Below are 21139 nucleotides of genomic sequence, written 5' to 3' on the forward strand. Positions count from 1 at the left end.
CGACCCGAGGGGCCTACTTCCTGGATGAAGCACGATCTTGAGACCCACGGCGTTGATCATGAAGTTCGCGTCAGGCCAGCGGGATCCTGACGCAAAGCTAATGATCAACCCTTTTGGGCCGGAGAGAGGGGAGGGGCCAGGGAGGGTCAGGGGGTGGTGAAGGTGCGGGCGAGGCGGGCGAAGACGTGGGAGCGCCAGCCGCCGCCGAGCAGGTCCTGGGTGCGGCGCTGGATCGGGTCGTCCGGGTCGAAGCCGGCGTGCTCCAGGAAGAGCCGGGTGCCGCGCCCCTCGGAGACCAGGGTCCACGTCACCACCGTGTCCAGCCGGCCGCCGCGCCAGCCCCAGACCAGCCGCCGGGGCGGATCGAGGTCGAGCACCTCGCAGTGCACCGTCCCGTCGAACTCCTGCCCGGGGCGCGGGTCGGTACGGAACGTGAACCGGTGCCCGACGGCGGGGACGAAGTCGTTCGGCATCAGCCACCGGGCGATCAGATCGGAATCGGTCAGCGTGCGCCACACCTTGGCCGGCGGGTGGGCCAGGAACTCGTCCAGCTGGATCGTCGTCGGGTCACTCATCGGGCAGCTCGTCCAGCACCGCGCGCAGCCCGGCCAGCCGGTCGCGCCAGAACCGCTCGTACGGGGTGAGCCAGTCGACGACCTCGCGCAGCGGCTCGGGACGCAGCGAGTAGAGCCGCTGCCGGCCGGCGGGCTGCTCGACGACCAGGCCGGCCTCCTTGAGCACCCGCAGGTGCTCCGACAGGCTGGGCCGGCGCATGGCGAAGTGCTCCGCCAGCCGGTGCACCGGCTGCTCGCCCCGCTCGAGCAGCAGCCGGAGCACCGCCCGCCGGGTCGGGTTGGCCAGCGCGGCGAAGACGTCCGACTCAGCCACGGGCGGTGGCCTGGAGGACGATGCCGTTGCCGTCCGGGTCGTCGAAGGTGACGTACCGCCCCCAGGGGGCGATCTGGATGCCGCCGTCGGCGAAGACGACGCCACGCGCCGCCAGCGCCGCCACGTCCGCGTCGAGGTCGTCAGTCTCCAGCACCAGCCCCTTGAGCGAGCCGGGCGGCATGGTCGGGAACCAGGTGACCAGGGTCAGCGCGGTGGCACCGCCCTTCGGCGCGACCTGCACCCAGCGCCGGTCCGGGCCCATCGGGTTGTCGCCCTGCAGCTCGAAGCCGAGCGTGCCGACGTAGAAGTCGCGGGCCCGGTCCTGGTCGCTCACCGGTACGGAGACCAGTTGCACGTGTGTGATCGCCATGTCACCCACAATAGGTAGGAACTTTCCTACCGGTCAACCGGCAGCCGTGGCGGCAGGTGATCGGTAGCGGACTGGGCCTACTTCAGCTGACCCGCCGTCAGGCCCGCCTGGATCTGCCGCTGGAAGGCGACGTACACCGCGAGCACCGGCAGCGTCGCGATGGTCAGGCCGGCGAAGAGGCCGCTGTAGTCGCCCTGGTAGCCCTGGCTGACCGCGAGCGCGGCGAGCCCCTGCGCCAGCACCCACTTGGAGTCGTCGCCCTGCATCAGCACCTGCGGCAGGATGAACTGGTTCCAGTGACTGAGGAAGTTGAAGATCGCGATGCTGATCAGACCCGGTCGCGCCATCGGCAGCATCACCCGGAAGAAGAGCCGGAAGTGACCGCACCCGTCCATCAGCGCCGCCTCGGCGACCGCGGTCGGCAGGGTCCGGAAGAAAGCGGTCAGGAAGAACACCGTGAACGGCAGCGAGTAGGCGGCGTACACCAGCATCAGCCCGGTCCAGGTGCCGAAGAGACCGGCGTTGCGCACCACGAAGAAGAGCGGCACGAGGGCCAGGAAGACGGGGAACATCATCCCGCCGACGAACAGGTAGTAGAAGACCTGCCGGCCGGGAAACTCGTACCGGGCGAACACGTAGGCCGCCGTGGCGCCCATCAGCATGGTCAGGGTGAGCGATCCGGCCACCACGATCGCGCTGTTCAGGAAGTACTGGCCGATGTGCGCCTCGGTCCAGGCGCGCGCCCAGTTCTCGAGCCGCAGCGCGCCCGGCAGCCCCCACGGGTCGGAGAGGATCTCCCCGTCGCTCTTGAACGAGCTGAGGAACATCCAGAGCAGCGGCAGCACCGTGAGCGCGCCCCAGAACAGCAGGAACCCGTGCGAGAAGACGTTGGCGACGCCGACCTCGCGGCGCAGCTTCCGGTCCTTCGACGCGGGCCGCTCCGCCGCGGCGGTGCCGTCGGGCGCGGGCTTGTCGAGAATGGTCACGAGTACTCGATCCGATCACGTCGGGCGGCGCGCAGTGCCAGCACCGCCACCGACAGGGTGAGGAAGAACAGCACCACGCCGATCGCCGACGCGTAGCCGAACCTGTTCTCGCTGCCGAACGCGGTCTCGTACATCCGGAGGCCGATGACGTCGGAGGAGAAGTTGGGCCCGCCGTTGGTCATCTGCTGGATCAGGATGAACCCGTCCAGCGCCGCGATCGCCAGGTAGATCCAGGCGACCTGCACCGTGTCCCAGAGCAGCGGGATGGTGACCTTGCGCAGGGTGGTCCAGCGGGACGCCCCGTCGAGCATCACCGCCTCGTAGATGTCCCGCGGGATGGCCGACATGGCAGCGCCGAAGAGCACCACGTAGAAGCCCACGTTGCTCCAGACCATCACCGCCAGCACGCACCAGAAGGCCGTACGCGGATCGCCGAGCCAGGTCGGGGTGGGCAGGCCGAGGGCGCCCAGGGCGCCGTTGAGCAGGCCGCTGTTGGGGTGGTAGACCTCCCGCCAGAGCAGGGCGATGATGACCACCGAGAGCACCTGCGGGAAGAAGTAGACCATCCGGTAGAACGACGTGCCGCGGACGCCGGTCACCCCGGCCCGGCCCTTGCGACCGCCCATGGCGAGCATGGTGGCGAAGAAGAGGCCCAACCCGATGGTCAGCACCGGCACCACGGCCAGCAGCCACGCGTTGTTCTTCAACGCGTTCCACACCCGACCGTCGTCCAGCAGCCGCTCGAAGTTGGCCAGCCCGACCGGATTGGCCTCGGCCGAGTAGCCGAGCCAGTCGGTGGTCGAGATCTGGAACGCCTGCAGGTACGGCGAGATCACGAAGATGCCGTAGAGCAGCAGCGGCGGCACCAGGAACGTGATGATCAGCGGGTACTTGCCATGTCTCACTAGAAGGACCTACTCCCGGAAGCGGTGGACCGGTGGGGACGGGTCTCGCCCGTCCCCACCGGCCGGATGTCACGCGGCCCGCTTGTACTTCTTGATCGAGCTGTCCTGGGCGATCGAGTCGGCGCCCTTCTGGCACTGCTCGAGGAACTCGGCCGGGCCGATCCGGCCGCTGAAGAACTCGCCGCACGCCGCGTCGACGAGCTCGCGCTCCAGCTTCCGGTAGTAGTTGTTGTAGACCCAGTTGAAGCCGTTGCTGCCGGAGGCGTCCAGCGCCTTGGTCACGCTGCTGAGACCGAACGGCAGCTCGACGCCCTCGGTCGACCCGGCCACCACGGTCAGGCTGGAGACCTTCTTGGTGAAGTCCTGGGCACCCTTCTTCGATAGCATGACCCGGAAGTACTCCAGGCCGCCGGCCAGGTTCTTGGCCTTGGCCGGCACCATGAACGGCTCGCCGGCGGTACCGCGAATCGCCTCGAACGGCAGCTTGTCGCCGCTGCCCAGGCTCGGCGTCGGCTGGATCGTCATGTTGAAGCCCTCGGGGGTCACCTTCTTCTGCTCGCTCTCCAGCCAGGAGCCGCAGGAGATGAAGGCGGCCTTGCCCTGGCACCACGCGGTCTGCGACTGCACGTGGTCCAGGCCCGGCGAGCCGTCCATGATGTACTTGTCCTTGACGATCTGGTGCCACGCGTCGGCGGCGGCCTTCATCGCGTCGGACTTCCACGCGTTCGGTTCGAGGTTGTCGATCGCGGTGGCGACGGACGGCCCGCCGAACTTGATGGCCGTGGCGATCAGCGGCCAGCTCATGTAGCGGGGGTGCTTGCCGGCGTACGTCCACGGGGCGATGCCGGCCGCCTTGATCTGCTTGCAGAGCGCGATGTGGTCGTCCCAGGTCTTGGCGTACTCCCAGTTGCGCTCGGTGAACAGCTTGGTGGAGTGCCAGATGCCGTAGGCGGTGTAGGTGTAGTTGAGCACCAGGAACTTGCCGTCGTACGAACCGACCTCGACCGCGCCGGGCAGCAGCGTGTCCTTGACCGTCTTGCCGGGGATGTCGAGGCTCGGCGCGGCGAGCAGTTCGCCGAGGTCGGCGATGGCGTTCTGGGACACCAGACCGTTGAAGTCGATCTGGCCGGCGCCGGAGTTGTTCACCACGTCCGGCGGGGTGCCGTCGACGAAGCGCGGCTGGAGGGTCTTGTTGATCTCCTGCGTCGCCGAGTGGTTGATCTTCGCCTTCGGGTACTTCTCGGTGTACATGGCCTCGTGGGCCTTGGCGTACTCCTCGCCGAAGCCGCCGTTGAAGATCACCACCTCGAGCGGCGCGTCCTCCTTCACCCCGAGCGGGTTCTGCTCGCTCTTGGTGCCCTTGTAGGTGCCGGAGTCGTCCTTGTCGTCGCCACCGCCGGTGGCGCAGCCGGCCAGCAGGCCGGCGGCGGGGGTGGCCAGCAGGCCGGCAGCGGCGGTACGCCGCAGGATGTCACGCCTGTTCATGGTCTCTCCTCGGATCGGGTCCTGGCGGTCGCCGGTCGTCTGGGGGTGGCGTCCCGCCGTTCGAGGCACAGGGGGAATCGTTGCTTGTCTTCAATTCACATAATGTTGCTGAAGAATTTCTACGGCAGCCGGGCCTGGACTTCAAGACCCGACGACCGAACCGTTATCAGCACCGGCCACCGGAAGGTGGCATAGCCTCGGATCATGCGCCGACTGCGCGAACTCGCCGCGCGGACGCCCGCTGGCCGGGAGCGGTACGTCGATCTGCTCCGGGCGCTCGCGATCGTGCTGGTCGTTCTCGGTCACTGGGCGGTCGCCGCGATCACCTACGACCCGGACGGCGACCCGACCGGGCGGTCGGCGTTGCCCGAGCTGCCCTGGGCGTACCCGCTGACCTGGGTGGTCCAGGTGATGCCGGTGTTCTTCATCGTCGGGGGGTTCGCCAACGCCGCCTCGCTGACGGCGCACGGGCGCCGGGGCGGCGACGCCACCGGCTGGCTGCTGGGCCGCAGCGCCCGGCTGCTGCGGCCGACCACCGCGCTGCTGGTGGTGCTCGCCGCCGGCGCGCTCACCGCCCGGCTCCTCGGGGCCGAGGCGCCGCTGATCCGCACCGTCGTCTGGTTCGCCACCATCCCGCTCTGGTTCCTCGCCGCGTACCTCGTGGTGGTGCCGCTCACCCCGGTGACGTACGCGCTGCACCGGCGGTTCGGGCTGGCCGTCCCGGTGGCGCTGGCCGCCCTGGTCGCCGCCGGTGACCTGGGACGGGCGCTGGGCCCGGCCGAGCTCGCCCTGCCCAACTACCTGTTCGGCTGGTTGGCCGTCCACCAGCTCGGTTTCGCCTGGCACGACGCCCGGGCCGGCACCGCGACGGACCGGAACGGCGCCACCGGCCCCGGCGGCATCCGGTCCCGCCGGCTGCCCATGTCCCGCCGGGCCGGCGCGGCGATGCTGCTCGGCGGGCTCGCCGTCGCCGTGCTGCTGACCTGGCCCGGGCCCTACCCGGTCAGCATGATCAACATACCGGGCGAGCCGCTGGACAACGCCGCGCCGCCGAGCGTGGCGCTGCTCGCCGTGACCGCCGGCCAGCTGGGCCTGATCCTCCTGCTGCGCGGCCCGGCGGAACGGTGGCTGCACCGCTCCCGCCCGTGGCAGGCGGTGATCGCGGTGAACGCGGTCGTGCTCACCGTCTTCCTCTGGCACCTGAGTGCGGTGATCCTGCTCGTCGGCGCACTGGACGCGGCGGGCGTCCTGCCGACGCCGCCGCCCGGCTCGGCGGCCTGGCTGGCCTGGCGGCTGCCGTGGGTGCTGATGCTGACCGTGGTGCTGGCCGTGCTGATCGCCGTCTTCGGTCCGATCGAGGCCCGCACCCGCCGGCCCGCCGCGGCGCGGGCACCAACCGGCCCCGACGCGACGCGCCCCGGGCGGGCAGACCGGCGGCGGGCGGCCGTCCGCACCGTGCTCACCGCCGCCGGTTTCGCCGCCGTGGTCTACGGGCTGGTGGCCAACAGCACCGCGCCGAAGGAGGCTCCGGCGCCGCTGGGGATGCCCGTCGCCGCCCTGGTGGCGTACCTGGCCGGGGCGGGCGTCCTGCGGCTGCTCAGGTCTGGGTGGGGAAACCGAGGTTGACCCCGCCGTGCCGGGGGTCCAGCCAGCGGCTGGTGACCACCTTGCCCCGGGTGAAGAAGCGCACCCCGTCCTCGCCGTGCGCGTGCAGGTCGCCGAAGAGCGACGAGCGCCAGCCGCCGAAGGAGTAGTAGGCCATCGGCACCGGGATAGGCACGTTGATGCCGACCATGCCGACCTCCACCTCGTGCTGGTAGCGCCGGGCCGCGCCGCCGTCGTTGGTGAAGATCGCCGTGCCGTTGCCGTACGGGCTGGCGTTGACCAGGTCGACCGCCTCGTCGTACGAGCCGACCCGGACCACGCTGAGCACCGGGCCGAAGATCTCGTCGGTGTAGACGGACATCTCCGGGGTGACCCGGTCGAAGAGCGTCGGGCCGAGCCAGAAGCCGGCCGGGTCGCCGTCCGGCTCGACGTCGCGGCCGTCCACCACCGGCACCGCGCCGGCGGCCACCCCGGCCTCGACGTACGAGCGGACCTTCGCCGCGTGCGCCTCGGTCACCAGCGGACCCATGTCGCAGCCGCGCCGGCCGTCGCCGGTGCGCAGCCCGGCCATCCGCTCGGCGATCCGGGCGACCAACTCGTCGGCGACCGGCTCCACCGCGACCAGCGCCGAGATGGCCATGCACCGCTCCCCCGCCGAGCCGAACCCGGCGTTCACCGCCGCGTCGGCGGCCAGGTCCAGGTCGGCGTCCGGGAGCACCACCATGTGGTTCTTCGCCCCGCCGAGCGCCTGCACCCGCTTGCCGGCCGCGGTGCCGCGCTGGTAGACGTACCGGGCGATCGGGGTGGAGCCGACGAAGGAGACCGCCCGCACACCCGGGTGGTCCAGCAACGCGTCGACCGCCTCCTTGTCGCCGTTCACCACGTTCAGCACCCCGTCGGGCAGGCCGGCCTCGGCGAACCACTCGGCGAGCAGCAGGGCCGCGCTCGGGTCCTTCTCGCTCGGCTTGAGCACCACCGCGTTGCCGCAGGCCACCGCCACCGGCACGAACCACAGCGGCACCATCACCGGGAAGTTGAACGGCGAGATCACCGCGACCACGCCGAGCGGCTGCCGCAGGCTGTACGAGTCGACCTCGGTGGAGACGTTCTCGCTGAACCCGCCGCGCAGCGCCGAGGGGATGCCGCAGGCGTACTCGATCACCTCGAGGCCGCGCTGCACCTCGCCGGCGGCGTCCGCGAGCACCTTGCCGTGCTCGGCGGTGATCACCGCGGCCAGCCGGTCCCGCCGGGCGTGCACCAGCTCGCGGAAGGCGAAGAGCACCGCCGTCCGCTTCGCCAGCGAGGCGTCGCGCCAGGCCCGGGCCGCGCGCTCGGCGGCCTGCACCGCGACCGCCACGTCCGCCGCGCTCGCCAGCTCCACCTCGGCGGTACGCCGGCCGGTGGCCGGGTCGAAGACGTCGCCGCGCCGGTTCGACGTGCCACTGAACCGCTTGCCGTCGACGAAGTGGCCGATGGTGGTCAGGCCGTTGTCCGCGGTACTCACGCCGCCACCTCCGCCGCCGCGCTGGAGCGGATGGCATCGACCAGGATGGCCAGCCCCTCGCGCGCCTCGTCCTCGGTCAGCGTGAGGGGCGGGCCCATCCGCAGCACGTTGCCGTAGAGGCCGCCCTTGCCGGCGAGCAGCCCGCCGGCCCGGCACGCCTCGAAGACCCGGGTGGTCAACGCCGGGTCCGGCTCCGCGGTGCCCGGCCGGACGAACTCGACGCCGAGCATCAGCCCCTTGCCGCGTACCTCGGCGACGCGGTCCAGGTCGCCCACCGCGGCGCGCAGGCCGTCGGCGAGGATCGCGCCGGTGCGCGCGGCGTTGGCCTGCAGGTCGTGGTCGAGCAGGTAGTCGAGCACCGCGTTGCCGGCGGCGGTGGAGACCGGGTTGCCGCCGAAGGTGGAGAAGCTGATCGCCGGGACCGACTCCAGCACGTCGGCCCGGCCGACCACGCCGGCGAGGGCGAAGCCGTTGCCGATGCCCTTGGCGAAGGTGATCAGATCCGGGGTGACGCCGTGCGCCTGGTAGCCCCAGAAGTGCTCGCCGGTGCGCCCCCAACCGGTCTGCACCTCGTCGGCGATGAAGAGGATGCCGGTCTCGTCGAGCACCTTCTTCCAGGCGGCGAAGAGGCCGTCCGGCGGGTGCACGAAGCCGCCGACGCCCTGGATCGGCTCGGCGATCAACGCCGCCACGTCGCCGGCGGTCTGGGTGGCGAGCACCTCCCGGAGGTCCTCCACCGCCGCGTCGATCCGCTCGGACTCGCTCAGCCGGGCCAGCAGGCCACGCAGCCGCTCGCCGGAGTGCAGCCAGGCCACCTGGAGCGGGTTGAGCGGGCTGGCCGACCAGCCGCGGTTGCCGGTGACGCCCATCGCCGCGTACGACCGGCCGTGGTAGCTGTTGCGCACCGCGAGGATCTGGTGCGAGCGGCGGTGGTTGGTGGCCACCAACAGGGCCGCCTCGTTCGCCTCGGTGCCGGAGTTGGTGAAGAAGACCCGGGCGTCGGGGATCCCGGAGAGCCGGGCGATCTTCTCGGCCAGCTCGACCTGCTGCCGGATCAGGTAGAGCGTGGAGCTGTGCACGATGCCGGTACGCAGCTGCCGCTCGACCGCCTCGCGGATCTCCGGGATGTCGTAGCCGATCATGTTGGTCAGCACGCCCCCGAAGAAGTCCAGGTAGCTGCGGCCCTGGGCGTCGGTGACCCGCCGGCCGGAACCGGAGACCAGCTCGATCGGCTCGGTGTAGTAGAGCGGCATCCAGGACGGAAGCACGGCCCGGTGCCGGGCCAGCAGGTCGTCGGAGGTCATGGTGGCCTGTCACCCTTCAGCGGCGGTACGCGGATACCGCACGCTTTCACCACCGGGCCCCGGCGGACAAGTGCCAGCCTGTAGCGCGCGGACCGCTTCGGCCTGACAGATCGTCAAGCTTCGACGCCACGCTTTTCGTGGCCGCTGCGGAATCGGGGCACGTTTCCGGTAGCCACGGCGGAGATTGACCGGCGCTTTCCGTGGCGGGGTAGCGGCAGGTGCAGGACGGCGGCGGTGAGCGCGAAGCCGGCCCAGCCGGCCGCGAGCCCGGCCCCGGCCGAGACGTCCTGGCACAGGTGGTGGCCGGTGAGGAAGCCGACCAGCGCCAGGCTGTTGCGCGCGAAGTGCCGGCAGAAGGTGGGCAGGTCCCGCCGGACCTCGACGGCGACCAGCACCCCGGCGTACGGGAAGGTGACCACCAGCCCGCGCAGCAGCTGCCCGAGCAGCCCGGTCAGCACCGCCCCGCCGAGGATCAGCGCCAGCTTCGCCAGCGCCGGCAGCCGCCGGCCCGACCCGTCCCCGGCCGGGTCCGTCCTGTCCGCGGGTGCCCCGGTCGCCGGGTGCCGCCCCGGGCCCTCGGTCCCCGTCGGCGGGGACGGCGGGTGGCGGCGGAGCAGCAGCGCGGCGAGCAGCCAGAGCAGCACCGTGCCGGCCAGCGCCGGGGCGAAGGGCACGGAGACGGTGAGCAGGGCGGCGCCGAGTGCCACGTATCCGGCGACGCCGGCCAGGTCGGCGAGGAGGATCGGCCAGCGCAGCCGGTGGTGTGCCACGGTGACCAGGACGAAGAAGAGGTTCAGGCCGACGACGCCGAGCAGGTGCGACCCGTCGACCCGGTACCCGGTGGTCAGCAGCGCCAGCGTCATGGGCAGCGGCAGGCTGTACACGAACGCCCGGAGCCGGACCGAGCGGAGCAGGCTCACCGCCCAGACCACGGCGGTCACCAGCAGCACGCCGGACGCGGTCACCGCCGGTCAGTCCAGGAAGGTGGCGAGGTTGGCGCAGGCCTGGAAGGTCTCACCGGCCCGGGCCACGTCGGCCGGGTTCACCGAGTAGCGGTTCTCGCTGATCTCGCCGTGCGCGCTCATCCCCGCCGTCCAGCACGCGCTTGCGTCCCAGCGCACCAGGTTGACGTGCAGTGCCGGGTCGACCGCGCCGGCCGGAAGCAGGCCGACCCGGACGCCGGCCTTGCGCTGCGTCTCCAGCAGCTCCTCCAGCTCGTCGCAGATCGTCGCATAGGCGAAGATCCGGGTGATCCGTACGCCCCGGGCCAGCGCGCGCTCGTTGACCGCCCAGTGGTGCCGGCCGATGTCGCTGTGCCACCAGCTGAGTGCGCCGCTGGCCCGGGGCATCACGTTGGTCAGCGCCTGCAGCTCCCGGACGCAGTCCCGGGTGGCGCCGAGCAGGTCCTGGTAGTCGTGGCCGGGCCGGACGATCCGGCCGTGGCGCAGCTGCTCGGTCTCGGCGCGGAACCGCTCGAACGAGCGGCGGGCCTCGTCGGCCACCCGGGTGCCCGGGTGGCGCTCCACCGCCTCCCGGGTGCCGGTGACCACCTCCGGCACGGCGTGCAGCAGCCACGGCGGGCCCGCCAGCAGCGTCCGCAGGTGGAACCGGCGCTCGGCGCGGGCGAGCGAATCCACCAGCAGCGAGATGGTGATGCCCATCAGCCCGGCGAGCAGGGACTCCACCCCGGTGGCCGCGCCGGTCAGGTCGAGGGTGACCGAGAGCGCGATCGACAGCGTGATGCCGACCAGCGCGACCGGATCGGTGTGCGCCACCAATCGGGCGAACCCGGTGGCGGTGCCGAGCCGGCCGGAGCGCGGTCGGCGGAGCAGATCGGCCATCGACGACCTCCCGGGTGCCGGCTGCCGCCAGGGTACGACCCGCACACCACGGCACCGGCCGGACGCCGCCCGTCCCCCGCCTCGGTCCGATCCGGTGAGGTCGTCCGGGTCGCCGGGACGGCGGTGCGCCGGCCGGTAGCATCCGAGCGTGCCCGAGCGTCCCGTCCCGTCGTCGCCGGGCGCTCCTGGCCCGCCACCGTCCACGGTGGTCGCCGCCGATCGGCCGCCGGCCACGCTGCTGCCGCTGCCCGGCGGTGCGGCCGGCGCGGACGCCGCCACCATCGCCGCCGGCATCGCCGCCTGGATCGGCGCCGCCCCGCTGCGCGGGTTGGTGGCCGACTTCGGCGGCGACTGGCCCGGCGGCGACCTCGCGGCGGTGCTGGCCGGGCTGGACGACTTCTCCGCCCGGCACTGGGACTTCCGGGGTGGCCGGGAGCGGCCGGAGGCGCGGGAACCGGCCTTCGACCCGGCGACCGCGGGACGGGTGCTCGCCGCGGCGGGCGCGCTCGGCCTGGTCCGGCCCCGGCCCCCGGCCCGGCCCGACTACGTCCACCTGGTCGTGCTGGGCGGGTTGGCACACGCCTGCCTGCGCCGGGTGGCGTACGCCGCGCACCTGCTGCGCGCCGGCACCCGGGTCACCGGCGAGGTGGCGGTGCTGGGCAGTTTCCGGCCGCTCTCCGACGCCGAGCACGCCATGCTGGCCACCGCCGGCGTCGCCCGGTGCGACACCGAGGTGGCCGCGCTGGACGCGGCGGTCCGGCTGGCGTTCGGCGTGGCCGAACCCGCCGAGCGGGACGGCGTGGACGCCGGGCACCCGCACCACTCGTGGTCGTCCCGGACCTACCGGCCGGTGGGGACACCACCGGTGCGGGTGTTGGCCGCCCCGTCCAGCGAGCCCGACCGGCGCCGCGCGCACACCGCCGACACCCAGCGCTTCTGGGCCGAACACGTCCGGCTCGCCCCGGGCGACGCGGTGCTGATGGTGACCGCGCCGATCTACGTGCCGTTCCAGCACTGCGACGCGCTGCGCACCCTGGCCGTGCCGTACGGCTGCGCCATCGACACCGTCGGGGTGGACCCGGCCCTGCCCGACCTGGCCACCCTGCCCGAGCCGACGCTGAGTCCGGGCCGCTACCTGCAGGAGATCCGCTCCGCGATCCGGTCCATGCGCGCCCTGCACGCCACCCTCGTGGCGCCCTGACCGCCGCCCGCCGGCCCTGCTCGCCGGCGACCGCTGCCGTCTCGCCCCGGAGGTGCGCCCCGGTGGGCGCGGGTGTCAGCCGGCGGTGTCGGCGACGGCCCGGGCGAAGACCTCGGAGCGGTGCTCGAAGTTGCGGAACCGGCCGTAGCTGGGCGCGGCCGGCGACAGCAGCACCACCCCGCCGGCCGGGGTCAGCTCGCGGGCCAGCCGGACCGCGTCGACCAGTTCGTCGACCACCTCGGTACGCACCTTGGGCAGCCCGGCGAGCGCCTCGACGATCCGCGGGCCGCTGTCCGGGATGCCGATCACGGTGAGCTCGCGCTCCGCCAGGTGCTCACGCAGCGGGCCGTAGTCCAGCCCCCGGTCGGTGCCGCCGACGATCACCGTCAACGGCCGCCCCTCGTACGCGTCGATCGCGTGCATGGCGGCGTACGGGCTGGTGGCGAGGGTGTCGTCGACGAAGGTCAGCCCGGACGGGTCGGCGATCTCGGTGAGCCGGTGGGCCAACCCCTGGAAGCCGGCGACGGCCACCGCGAGGGTGTCCTTGCGGGCGACCACGTCGACGCCGAGCGCGTCCAGCACGGCCAGCGCGACGCAGAGGTTGCTCTCGTTGTGCCGGCCCACCAGCGGCAGCACCGCGCGCGGGAAGAGCGGCTGGTCGGCGAGGTGGAACCAGGGCGCGCCGTCCGGCCCGGCGGCCACGTGGGCGGTGTCCGGCCGGCCGGCGCGGATCGCCGCGCGGTCGCCCAGTTCGAGGGCGAGCCGCGGGTCGGCGCCGTTGACCACGACCGTCCGCGGGCCGTACGCGATCAGGTTCAGCTTGTCCCGGTAGTACTCGGCCTCGCCGCCGTGCGCGTCCAGGTGCTCGGGGAAGAGGGCGGTGACCACCGCCACCCGGGGTGAGTCGGTGAGGTCGCTGCACTGGTAGCTGGAGAGTTCCAGCACGTACAGCTCGGCCTCCGGCAGGTCCAGGGTGGGCACCCCGATGTTGCCGCCGAAGACGTTCGGCCGGTCCACCGCGGCGAGCAGGTGGCTGATCAGGCTGGACGTGGTGCTCTTGCCCTTGCTGCCGGTGACCCCGACGGTGCGGTCGGCGTGGTCGGCCATCCAGAGCGCGGTGCCCTGGGTGACGGTGACCCCCCGGCGGCGCAGCTCGACCAGCCACGGGTGGGTCTGCGGCACACCGGGCGACCGCACCACCACGTCGGCGGCGGCCAGCCGGTCGAAGCCCTCCTCGCCGGTGACCAGCGGGGCCGCCTCGGCCAGCGGGCCGTCCCAGGGCAGCGAGAGGAAGTTGGCGCTGTCGTCGACCGCGACCAGGCCGGCCGGGCCGTGCGCGGCGATCGCGGTGACCGCCGCCCGGCCCTCCCGACCGGTCCCCCAGACGGCCACGGTACGTCCGCGCAGGTCAGACAGGCGCACAGGTGATCTCCTCCGGGCGGTGGTCGGTCGGCGGCCGAGTCTGGCGCAGCCGGGCGCGGGCGGGTGAACCACGGCCTAGTATGGCGTGTGCTCAACGGACAGCTCCGGCGGATGGACGCCTTCACCTTCCCGTCCTACTCGATCGACCTCTCGACCGGCGAGGCCCTGTTCGACTACACGCTGACCGGCCCGGACGCGGAGTTGCGCTTCACCGAGGTGGTCACCTTCCCGCTGCCCGCGGAGCCGCCCTCGGACGCCACGGTCGCCGCCCTGGGCCGGGTGCTGGAGCTGCTGCACCTGGCGGCCGGGGTCAGCTACTACAAGGCCGCCGCGCCCGGCCGGCTGGTGGCGCCGGCCCCGCTGGGCCCGGCCGCCGCGGCGCTGGTCACCGGCCTCTACACCAAGGGCCTGGCGGAGTACGCGTACCGCAACAAGCTGCCGCACGTGCTGCGGCTCACCCCGGAGATCCCGGCGGGTTCGGTGCACCCGGCGTCGCCGCTGGACAACTCCGACCGGCGGCCGCTCTCCGCGGTCGGCGGCGGCAAGGACTCGATCGTCACCCTGGAGGCGCTGCGCCGGGCCGGCCTGGACCCGGTGCCGTTCTCGGTCAACCCCAACCACGTGATCGTCTCGGTGAACGAGGCTTCCGGGCTCGCCCCGCTGGCCGCCCGCCGGCGGATCGACCCGCGGCTGTTCGAGCTGAACGCCGCCGGCGCGTTGAACGGGCACATCCCGGTCACCGCGATCAACTCGCTGATCGCGGTGGCCACCGCGGTGCTGCACGGGCTCGGCCCGGTGGTGATGTCCAACGAGCGCTCCGCGTCCGACCCGAACCTGGTCTGGAACGGTCACGAGATCAACCACCAGTGGTCCAAGGGGGTCGAGGCGGAGGGGCTGGTGCGGGCGGCGCTGACCGAGCACGCCGGGCTCGCCGAGCCGTACTTCTCGCTGCTGCGCTCGCTGTCGGAGCTGCACATCGCCCGGCTCTTCGCCGAGATCGACCGCTACGACGACGTGGTGACCAGCTGCAACGCCGCGTTCAAGCTGCACGACCCGAGCGAGCGGTGGTGCCGGGACTGCCCGAAGTGCCGGTTCGTCTTCCTGGCCATGGCGCCGTTCATGTCCCGCGAGCGGATCACCCACATCTTCGGCGGTGACCTGCTGGCCGATCCCGCCCAGATCCCCGGCTACCGGGAACTGCTCGGCGTGGACGGGCACAAGCCGTTCGAGTGCGTCGGCGAGGTCGAGGAGTCGGTGGTGGCGTTGAGCCTGCTCGCCGAGCAGGACCAGTGGCGGGACGCCCCGGTCGTCCGCGCCCTCGTCGACGCCGTCCCGGGCACCGCCTGGTCGGCCGCCGCCACCTCCGACGTCTTCACCCCCGGCGGCCCCCACCACATCCCCCCCACCTACGCCAAGACCCTCACCTCTCTCACCTGACCCCACCCGCACCACCGCCCCTTGACCGTCCTGGTTGATCATGAGGTTGGCGGGGACGAAATGCCCGAACCGCACCGCCAACCTCATGATCAACGCGGGCCGGCGCGGGCGCGGGGACGCGTCAGGGGGTGCGGACGGCGTCGAGGGCGAGCAGGGCGACGTGGAGGGAGAGGCAGGCGTCGACCGAGTCGAGGTCGACGTCGAGGATCCGGCCGATCCGGGCCAGCCGCTCGTAGAACGCCGGCCGGGACAGGTGCGCCGCGGCGGCCGCCGCGGACTTGTTCCGGCCCTGGTCCAGGTACGCGCGCAGGGTGCCGAGCAGCTGCTCGCGCGGGTGCTGCGCGTCGTACGCCAGCAGGGCGCCCAGCTCGCGCTCGACGAAGGTCTGCAGGCGCGGCTCGTCGCGCAGCAGGTGCAGCAGGCCGGCGAGGCCGACGTGCGGCAGCCGGAAGATCGGCAGTTCCCGCCGGTCGCGCCGGGCGGCGTCGGCGATCTGGCGGGCCTCGGTGAGCGACCGGCGCGCCTCGCGCAGGCTGCCCACCCCGGAACCGGCGGCGACGATCAGTCCGGCGAGCCCGCTCCGGCCGCCCACGGCCGACCGGGCCGACCCGGCGAGCTGCCCGGCGCCGTCGAGCTGGCGGGGCACGACGGCGTCGAACTGCCGGGGCACGGCGTCGAGGTGTCGGCCGTCCGGACGGACCCGGCGCAGCGCGGTGGCGAACGCGGCCAGCGCCCGCTCCTCGGCGGCGGCGTCGGGCAGGGCCAGCAGCGCGCCGACGGCGTGGTCGTCGACCGCGCTGGTCAGCGCGGTCAGCTTCGCCTCGCGCAGCGCCAGCCCGACCGCCTCGGCGAGGTCCCGCAGCCGGGCCGGGCCGGCGTCCGGTGCGGGCTCGCCGAAGGCTCCCGGCTCACCCGCGTCGCCGGCCGGGGCGTGCTCGCCGGCCGGGTCGTCGGTGCGGTACCGGACCACCACCCCGACCAGGTGCCGGCGTTCCAGCACCACGCCGAGCGCCCGGGCGCGCAGCGCCACCTCGTCCACCGGCCGGGAGTGGTCGAGCAGGGCGGTGAGCAGGGTGCGGTGGATCTGCCGCTCCAACCCCTCGGCGTCGCGCCGGATCAGCCGGACCAGCGCCAGGGTGGACGCGGCCCGCTCGACCAGGATGGTCAGCCGGGTGGGCGGGCCATTGTCCGCGACCGGCGCGCCGCCGTCCCGGGCCACCCCCGGGTCGGCCTCCGCCCCGGGGCGGCCGGGCCGGGCCAGTTCGCCGCCGGCCGGCCAGCGCAGCAGCAGCCGGCCCCAGTCCTGGCCGCGGGCGCCGACCGTGGTGACCAGCCAGCCGCTGTCCCGGTCGTACGCGGTCCGCCCGGCCGGCCGGATCCGGCGGGAGTGCTGCTCCCAGCCGTCCAGCAGCAGCTCGGCGCTCTCCCCCGCCGGGTCGTACGCGAGCACCTGGCGGGAGAGGTTCTCCAGCACCACCGGGCAGCCGGACAGCTCGGCCGCCTGCCGGATCACCTCGGCGGCGCCGGCGCCCTCGACCGAGAGGTCGGTGAAGCGCTGGTGGATCTCCTCGGTGGCGCGCAGCTCGGTGAGCTGGGCGTCGACGATCAGCGCGTGCACCGCCTCGGTGATCCGTACGAACGGGGTGTCCCGGCGCAGCTCGACCAGGGGCAGGCCGCGGCGCTCGGCGGCGACGGCCATCACCCGGGGCACCTCGCTGGCGTACCGGCGGCCCAGCTCGACCACCAGCCCGGAGACCCCGACGTCGGCGAGGTCGCCGATGAAGGCGCGCAGCCCGGCGTCGTCGGCGGGCAGCCCGATGCCGGTGGTCAGCACCAGCTCGCCGCCGCCGAGCAGGGTGGCGATGTCCGGCACCTCGGCCACGTGCACCCAGCGCACCGGACGGTCCAGCCCGGCGTCCCCGGCGACCAGGCGCGGGGCGCCACGGCGGACCGGGTCCAGGGCGAGGACCTCACGGACGGTAGGGAACACGGCCGACACGCTACCGTCCGTGACCTGGATTCTCGACCACCCGCCCCTCGGGCGGGTCCGGTCAGCTGCTCACCAGCTCGCCGTCCAGCGGTACCAGCCGTCGCCGAGCGGACTGAAGCTGGGCGACTCGAACGAACCGTTGTGCGGCGACGGACGCGGCCCGCCCGGCAGGTAGGCGAAGCCGGCGTCGTCGAAGAACGCCCCGTTCTCCTCGTAGAAGATCACCCCGCCGGGCACCAGGTAGGCGCGGGTGATCCGGTAGCTGCCCACCCGGGCCGGCACCTCCACCCGGTCGAATCGGGTCGCCGAGGTGGGCTCCGGCAGGTCGGCCACGACCGACTCGAAGGCGCCGCGGCTCAGCTCCCACCGGAGGTGCAGCGGGGCCCGGGTGACCAGGAGGGCGAGGGTGACCACCGCCATCACCGGGGCCACCAGCAGCCACCACGGCAACGTCCGGCCGGCGGTGTGCGACATCTGCGCCCCGACGGTCCAGAGCAGCGCCGCCACGGCGAGCACGGGGAGGGCGGTGAGCGCGACCAGCACCGAGAAGCCGGGCACACTGAACGCCCAGAGCAGGACCGTCGCCCCGCCCACCATGACGGCGTGGGCCGCCCACACCACCCGGCGACGGGCCACCACGCGATCCACGCCGCGACCCTAGCGGCCCGCCGGCCGGCCGTGGGGGTCAGAGCGGATCGTCGCGGCCCAGCTCCCAACAGGCCACCGCGGTCGCGGCGGCGACGTTGAGCGAGTCGACGCCGCGGCGCATGGGGATCACCACCCGGGCGTCGCTGGCGTCCATCGCGGCCCTGGTGAGCCCCGCCCCCTCCGCGCCGAGCAGCAGCGCCGGGCGGGCCCGCTGGGCCGGGTCGAGCCGCTGGATCGGCACCGCGTCCGGCGCGGGGGTCATCGCCAGCACGGTGAAGCCGGCCGCGCGCACCTGGTCGAGCGCGTCCGGCCAGGGCTCCAGCCGGGCGTACGGCACGGCGAACACCTCGCCCATGCTGACCCGGACGCTGCGCCGGTAGAGCGGGTCGGCGCAGGACGGCGAGAGCAGCACGGCGTCCACCCCGAGCGCGGCCACCGCCCGGAAGATCGCGCCCAGGTTGGTGTGGTTGTTGACGTCTTCGAGGATCACCGCGCGGCGGGCGGTCGCCAGCACCTCGGCCGCCGGCGGCAGCGGCTTGCGCCGGAACGACGCCAGCACCCCGCGGTGCACGTGGAAGCCGGTGGCCCGCTGGAGCACGTCGGGGCTGGCGGCGTAGACCGGCGCGTCCCCGGTGTCGAGGTCGGCGAGCTGGTCCACCCGCTTCGCGTCCACCAGGTAGGACCGGGCCGGGTAGCCGGCCCGCAGCGCCCGGCGCAGCACCAGCTCCCCTTCGGCGATGAACAGCCCGTGCGGCGGCTCCCAGCGGGTGCGCAGCTCGACGTCGGTCAGCGCACGGTAGTCGGCGATCCGGTCGTCGTCGGGGTCGGTGATCTGGTGGACGGGCACCCGCCGATTCTGCCGGACCGGGCCGGTGGGCCTGCGGACCCGTCCGGCGAACGCCCAACCGACGCCGTTTTGTCCGGTAAAGATGGGGAATGCCGGCGCAGCAGCCGGCCGACCGGAAGGACCAGTCAGGTGAGCGCAGACCACAGTGACGGGTGGCGGGGCGACGGGCGGGTGCTGGCCGAGCCGTGGCCGCTGCCCCGGGAGGCCACCGTCGCCGACCACATCGTGCAACGGCTGGCCTGCTGGGGCGTGCGCCGCTACTTCGGCTACCCGGGCGACGGCATCAACGGCATGACCTCCGCCCTGCAACGCACCGACGAGCGGGCGCAGTTCGTCCAGGTCCGCCACGAGGAGACCGCCGGCTTCGCCGCGTCGGCGCACGTCAAGTACGGCGGCGGGCCGCTGGGCTGCGTCCTGGTGACCAGCGGTCCCGGCGCGATCCACGCGCTCAACGGCCTCTACGACGCCAAGCTGGACCACCAGCCGGTGGTCGCCCTGGTCGGCCACACCGCGCTCACCGCCGAGGGCGGCGGCTACTACCAGGAGGTCGACCTGCTCGCCCTCTACAAGGACGTGGCGGCGGCGTTCCTGGCCCAGCTCGACCACCCCGCACAGGTCCGCCACCTGGTCGACCGGGCCTGCCGGACGGCACTGGCCCGCCGCACGGTGACCGCCCTGGTCCTCCCGCTGGACGTGCAGGACGAGGCGGCCGTCCCGGAACCGCCGTACGCGCACGGCTACTACCACACCAGCAGCGTGCCGAGCAGCGGGCCGACCGTGCCGCCGGAGGCGGAGGTGCGTCGCGCCGCCGAGGTGCTGGGCGGCGGCGAGCGGGTGGCCATGCTGGTCGGGCAGGGCGCGCTCGGCGCCGAGAACGAGGTACGCGAGGTGGCCCACCGGCTGGGCGCGGGTGTGGCCACCGCGCTGCTCGGGTTCGCCGCGGTCGACCACCGGGAGCCGTGGGTCACCGGCGCGATCGGTCTGCTCGGCACGCGCCCGAGCTGGGACCTGATGCGCGACTGCGACCGGCTGTTGATCGTGGGCAGCAACATGCCGTACTCGGAGTTCTATCCGCCGCCGGGCAGGGCCCGGGCGGTGCAGATCGACCGGGACGGCACCCAGTTGGGGCTGCGCTACCCGACCGAGGTGAACCTGGCCGGCGACGCCGGCCCCACCCTGCGGGCGCTGCTGCGCGAACTCGGCCCCGGGCCGGCTCCGACCCGCTGGCGGGAGACGATCGCCGCCGCCACCTCGGCGTGGCGGCAGTCGCAGCGGGACCTGGCCGGGCAGTCCGCCGACCCGGTCAACCCGCAGTTGCTGTTCAGCACCCTCAGCGACCGGCTCCCCGACGACGTGATGCTCGCCGTCGACTGCGGCACCACCACCGCCTGGTACGCCCGGCACATCCAGGTCCGCCCCGGCATGCTGGCCAGCCTCTCCGGCACCCTGCTCTCCATGGGCGGCGCGATGCCGTACGCCCTGTCGGCCAAGTTCGCCCACCCGGACCGCCCGCTGGTGGCCCTGATCGGCGACGGCGCGATGCAGATGAACGGGGTCAACGAGCTGATCACCGTGGCCAAGTACTGGCGCGGCTGGTCCGACCCGCGCTTCGTGGTGCTGGTGCTGAACAACCGGGACCTCGCCTTCGTCAGCTGGGAGCAGCGCTCCAGCGAGGGGACGCCGATGTTCCCGGACAGCCAGCAGCTGCCCGACATCGGCTACCACCGGTGGGCGGAGGTGCTCGGGCTCGGCGGCGAACTGGTCGACTCCCCCGACCAGGTGCCGGCCGTCTGGGAGCGGGTCCTCTCCGCCGACCGGCCGGTGGTGATCAACGCGTTGGTGGACCCGGCCGAGCTGATGCTGCCACCGCACTTCACCGCCGAGCAGGCACGCAAGACCGCGGCGGCGATGCTGCGCGGCGACACCGACTGGGCCGGGATCCTCCGGCGCGGGCTGCCCGCCACGGTCGCCGCCTTCCGCCCCCGCCGGGGCTGACCGGCGCGGCGGCCCGCCCGGGCCTGCGATTCTTCTGCCGCTTGCCCGGCCGGGCTAGCCGCCGGTCATGCGCCGCCCGATGATCATCGCCCTGGTCGGCATCGACGGGGCCGGGAAGACCACCCAGGCGAGGGCGTTGGCCGACCGGCTCACCGCCCGCGGGGTCCCGGCCAGCTACTTCGAGAACGCCGGCGGGCGGCCGCTGTGGAACCGGCTCGGCCAAGCCCTCGGCCGCCGTGACGGGGTGCACCTGTTCGGCCGCGCCGGCTACCGGGCCCTGGAGGCGACCGTACGGTGGCTGGCCATCGCCCGGTCGGTGCTGGCGACCCGGCTCACCGGCCGGGTGGCGGTGATGGACCGCTGGTCGTGGTGCCAGTGGGTGGCCATGCGATCCCGCGGCGACCGGGTCGGGCGGCTGGCCCGGGCCGCGTACGCGATCTTTCCGCGGCCTGGCCTGGTCGTGTTCCTCGCGGTCTGCCCGGAGCGCGCCCGGCAGCGGGTGCTGGCCCGCGGCATCGACACCGAGGAACTGGCGCACCTGCGCGCCCTGGACGCGGGCTACCGGGCGCTGCCGGAGTTCGACGCCTTCACCGTCGTCGCCGCGGACGGCGAGCCGGCCGAGGTCGCCGCCGCTCTGGACGAGGTGGTGCGGACCGCCCTGGCCCGCACCGGCTGACCACCGTCCGGCACCGGCGCGCACCGTGCGGTCTC

At 73.6% G+C, this 21139-nt stretch carries 18 protein-coding genes and 2 pseudogenes; 5 read left to right on the top strand and 15 right to left on the bottom strand.

All coding sequences use genetic code 11. From position 1 onward, the window contains the following. Window positions 1-146 precede the first annotated feature (146 nt). The 6 genes from AC1WTP_RS24705 to ngcE all read right to left on the bottom strand — a co-directional run bounded on the left by AC1WTP_RS24705 (window position 147) and on the right by ngcE (window position 4634). Window positions 147-575, bottom strand: coding sequence for an SRPBCC family protein (locus AC1WTP_RS24705; protein ID WP_481651647.1), 429 nt, complete (start codon window positions 573-575; stop codon window positions 147-149). After that, window positions 568-888, bottom strand: a complete 321-nt coding sequence (locus AC1WTP_RS24710; protein WP_481651648.1) for an ArsR/SmtB family transcription factor — start codon at window positions 886-888, stop codon at window positions 568-570. The genes AC1WTP_RS24705 and AC1WTP_RS24710 overlap by 8 nt, the downstream gene beginning before the upstream one ends. Beyond that, window positions 881-1258 (bottom strand): VOC family protein, encoded by a 378-nt coding sequence (locus AC1WTP_RS24715; protein WP_481651649.1) that lies wholly within the window; start codon window positions 1256-1258, stop codon window positions 881-883. The genes AC1WTP_RS24710 and AC1WTP_RS24715 overlap by 8 nt, the downstream gene beginning before the upstream one ends. A 77-nt stretch (window positions 1259-1335) precedes the next feature. Then, window positions 1336-2244, bottom strand: a complete 909-nt coding sequence (locus tag AC1WTP_RS24720; protein WP_481651650.1) for a carbohydrate ABC transporter permease — start codon at window positions 2242-2244, stop codon at window positions 1336-1338. Continuing rightward, complete coding sequence (locus AC1WTP_RS24725; RefSeq protein ID WP_481651651.1) at window positions 2241-3149, bottom strand: carbohydrate ABC transporter permease; 909 nt, start codon at window positions 3147-3149, stop codon at window positions 2241-2243. The genes AC1WTP_RS24720 and AC1WTP_RS24725 overlap by 4 nt, the downstream gene beginning before the upstream one ends. A gap of 69 nt (window positions 3150-3218) precedes the next feature. Then, complete coding sequence (ngcE, locus tag AC1WTP_RS24730; protein WP_481651652.1) at window positions 3219-4634, bottom strand: N-acetylglucosamine/diacetylchitobiose ABC transporter substrate-binding protein; 1416 nt, start codon at window positions 4632-4634, stop codon at window positions 3219-3221. 204 nt (window positions 4635-4838) lie between these two features. Here ngcE and AC1WTP_RS24735 point away from each other — a divergent pair, with 204 nt between their 5' ends. Beyond that, window positions 4839-6260 carry an acyltransferase family protein gene (locus AC1WTP_RS24735; RefSeq protein WP_481651653.1) on the top strand — a complete coding sequence of 474 codons (1422 nt, stop codon included), beginning with the start codon at window positions 4839-4841 and terminating at the stop codon, window positions 6258-6260. Here the strand turns inward: AC1WTP_RS24735 and AC1WTP_RS24740 are convergent. From AC1WTP_RS24740 to AC1WTP_RS24755, 4 genes are all read right to left on the bottom strand, one after another. After that, window positions 6232-7722: a CoA-acylating methylmalonate-semialdehyde dehydrogenase gene (locus tag AC1WTP_RS24740; RefSeq protein ID WP_481651708.1), complete on the bottom strand. Its 1491-nt coding sequence runs from the start codon at window positions 7720-7722 to the stop codon at window positions 6232-6234. The genes AC1WTP_RS24735 and AC1WTP_RS24740 overlap by 29 nt on opposite strands. Window positions 7723-7739: 17 nt before the next feature. Then, window positions 7740-9047, bottom strand: coding sequence for an aspartate aminotransferase family protein (locus tag AC1WTP_RS24745; protein WP_481651654.1), 1308 nt, complete (start codon window positions 9045-9047; stop codon window positions 7740-7742). Between the two features lie 113 nt (window positions 9048-9160). Then, window positions 9161-10012, bottom strand: a complete 852-nt coding sequence (locus tag AC1WTP_RS24750) for a hypothetical protein (RefSeq protein ID WP_481651655.1) — start codon at window positions 10010-10012, stop codon at window positions 9161-9163. A 6-nt stretch (window positions 10013-10018) separates the two neighbouring features. Then, on the bottom strand, window positions 10019-10888 hold the full coding sequence (locus tag AC1WTP_RS24755; protein ID WP_481651656.1) for a hypothetical protein: 870 nt from the start codon (window positions 10886-10888) through the stop codon (window positions 10019-10021). A gap of 148 nt (window positions 10889-11036) precedes the next feature. On the opposite strand from AC1WTP_RS24755, the gene AC1WTP_RS24760 reads away from it, so the two are divergent. Further along, on the top strand, window positions 11037-12089 hold the full coding sequence (locus tag AC1WTP_RS24760; protein WP_481651657.1) for a hypothetical protein: 1053 nt from the start codon (window positions 11037-11039) through the stop codon (window positions 12087-12089). A 75-nt stretch (window positions 12090-12164) separates the two neighbouring features. Here AC1WTP_RS24760 and murD read toward each other — a convergent pair whose 3' ends face one another. Further along, window positions 12165-13511, bottom strand: a complete 1347-nt coding sequence (gene murD / locus AC1WTP_RS24765; protein ID WP_481651658.1) for a UDP-N-acetylmuramoyl-L-alanine--D-glutamate ligase — start codon at window positions 13509-13511, stop codon at window positions 12165-12167. 87 nt (window positions 13512-13598) lie between these two features. On the opposite strand from murD, the gene AC1WTP_RS24770 reads away from it, so the two are divergent. Further along, complete coding sequence (locus AC1WTP_RS24770; protein ID WP_481651659.1) at window positions 13599-14948, top strand: MurL-like N-terminal domain-containing; 1350 nt, start codon at window positions 13599-13601, stop codon at window positions 14946-14948. Window positions 14949-15069: 121 nt separating this feature from the next. On the opposite strand, the pseudogene AC1WTP_RS24775 reads toward AC1WTP_RS24770, so the two are convergent. From AC1WTP_RS24775 to AC1WTP_RS24790, 4 genes and pseudogenes are all read right to left on the bottom strand, one after another. Continuing rightward, window positions 15070-15558: pseudogene (locus AC1WTP_RS24775) on the bottom strand (PucR family transcriptional regulator); the annotation flags it as partial. An 84-nt stretch (window positions 15559-15642) separates the two neighbouring features. Further along, window positions 15643-16938: pseudogene (locus tag AC1WTP_RS24780) on the bottom strand (PucR family transcriptional regulator ligand-binding domain-containing protein); the annotation flags it as partial. Between the two features lie 69 nt (window positions 16939-17007). Next, on the bottom strand, window positions 17008-17586 hold the full coding sequence (locus AC1WTP_RS24785; protein ID WP_481651660.1) for a hypothetical protein: 579 nt from the start codon (window positions 17584-17586) through the stop codon (window positions 17008-17010). Between the two features lie 37 nt (window positions 17587-17623). Further along, on the bottom strand, window positions 17624-18433 hold the full coding sequence (locus AC1WTP_RS24790; RefSeq protein WP_481651661.1) for a TrmH family RNA methyltransferase: 810 nt from the start codon (window positions 18431-18433) through the stop codon (window positions 17624-17626). A gap of 129 nt (window positions 18434-18562) precedes the next feature. On the opposite strand from AC1WTP_RS24790, the gene AC1WTP_RS24795 reads away from it, so the two are divergent. Together AC1WTP_RS24795 and AC1WTP_RS24800 are read left to right on the top strand one after the other, a co-directional pair. After that, window positions 18563-20428 (top strand): thiamine pyrophosphate-requiring protein, encoded by a 1866-nt coding sequence (locus tag AC1WTP_RS24795; RefSeq protein WP_481651662.1) that lies wholly within the window; start codon window positions 18563-18565, stop codon window positions 20426-20428. 67 nt (window positions 20429-20495) lie between these two features. Then, a complete protein-coding gene (locus AC1WTP_RS24800; RefSeq protein WP_481651663.1) occupies window positions 20496-21104 on the top strand; it encodes a dTMP kinase in 609 nt (202 codons plus the stop codon). Window positions 21105-21139: the final 35 nt, after the last annotated feature.

The sequence above is a fragment of the Micromonospora sp. R311 genome (assembly GCF_056780015.1).

What these genes read in the sequence shown, in the direction of transcription:
- AC1WTP_RS24705 (WP_481651647.1), bottom strand. Translation starts at nt 575, where the DNA reads ATGAGTGACCCGACGACGATCCAGCTGGACGAGTTCCTGGCCCACCCG.
- AC1WTP_RS24715 (WP_481651649.1), bottom strand. Translation starts at nt 1,258, where the DNA reads ATGGCGATCACACACGTGCAACTGGTCTCCGTACCGGTGAGCGACCAG.
- ngcE (WP_481651652.1), bottom strand. Translation starts at nt 4,634, where the DNA reads ATGAACAGGCGTGACATCCTGCGGCGTACCGCCGCTGCCGGCCTGCTG.
- AC1WTP_RS24735 (WP_481651653.1), top strand. Translation starts at nt 4,839, where the DNA reads ATGCGCCGACTGCGCGAACTCGCCGCGCGGACGCCCGCTGGCCGGGAG.
- AC1WTP_RS24745 (WP_481651654.1), bottom strand. Translation starts at nt 9,047, where the DNA reads ATGACCTCCGACGACCTGCTGGCCCGGCACCGGGCCGTGCTTCCGTCC.
- AC1WTP_RS24755 (WP_481651656.1), bottom strand. Translation starts at nt 10,888, where the DNA reads ATGGCCGATCTGCTCCGCCGACCGCGCTCCGGCCGGCTCGGCACCGCC.
- AC1WTP_RS24800 (WP_481651663.1), top strand. Translation starts at nt 20,496, where the DNA reads ATGCGCCGCCCGATGATCATCGCCCTGGTCGGCATCGACGGGGCCGGG.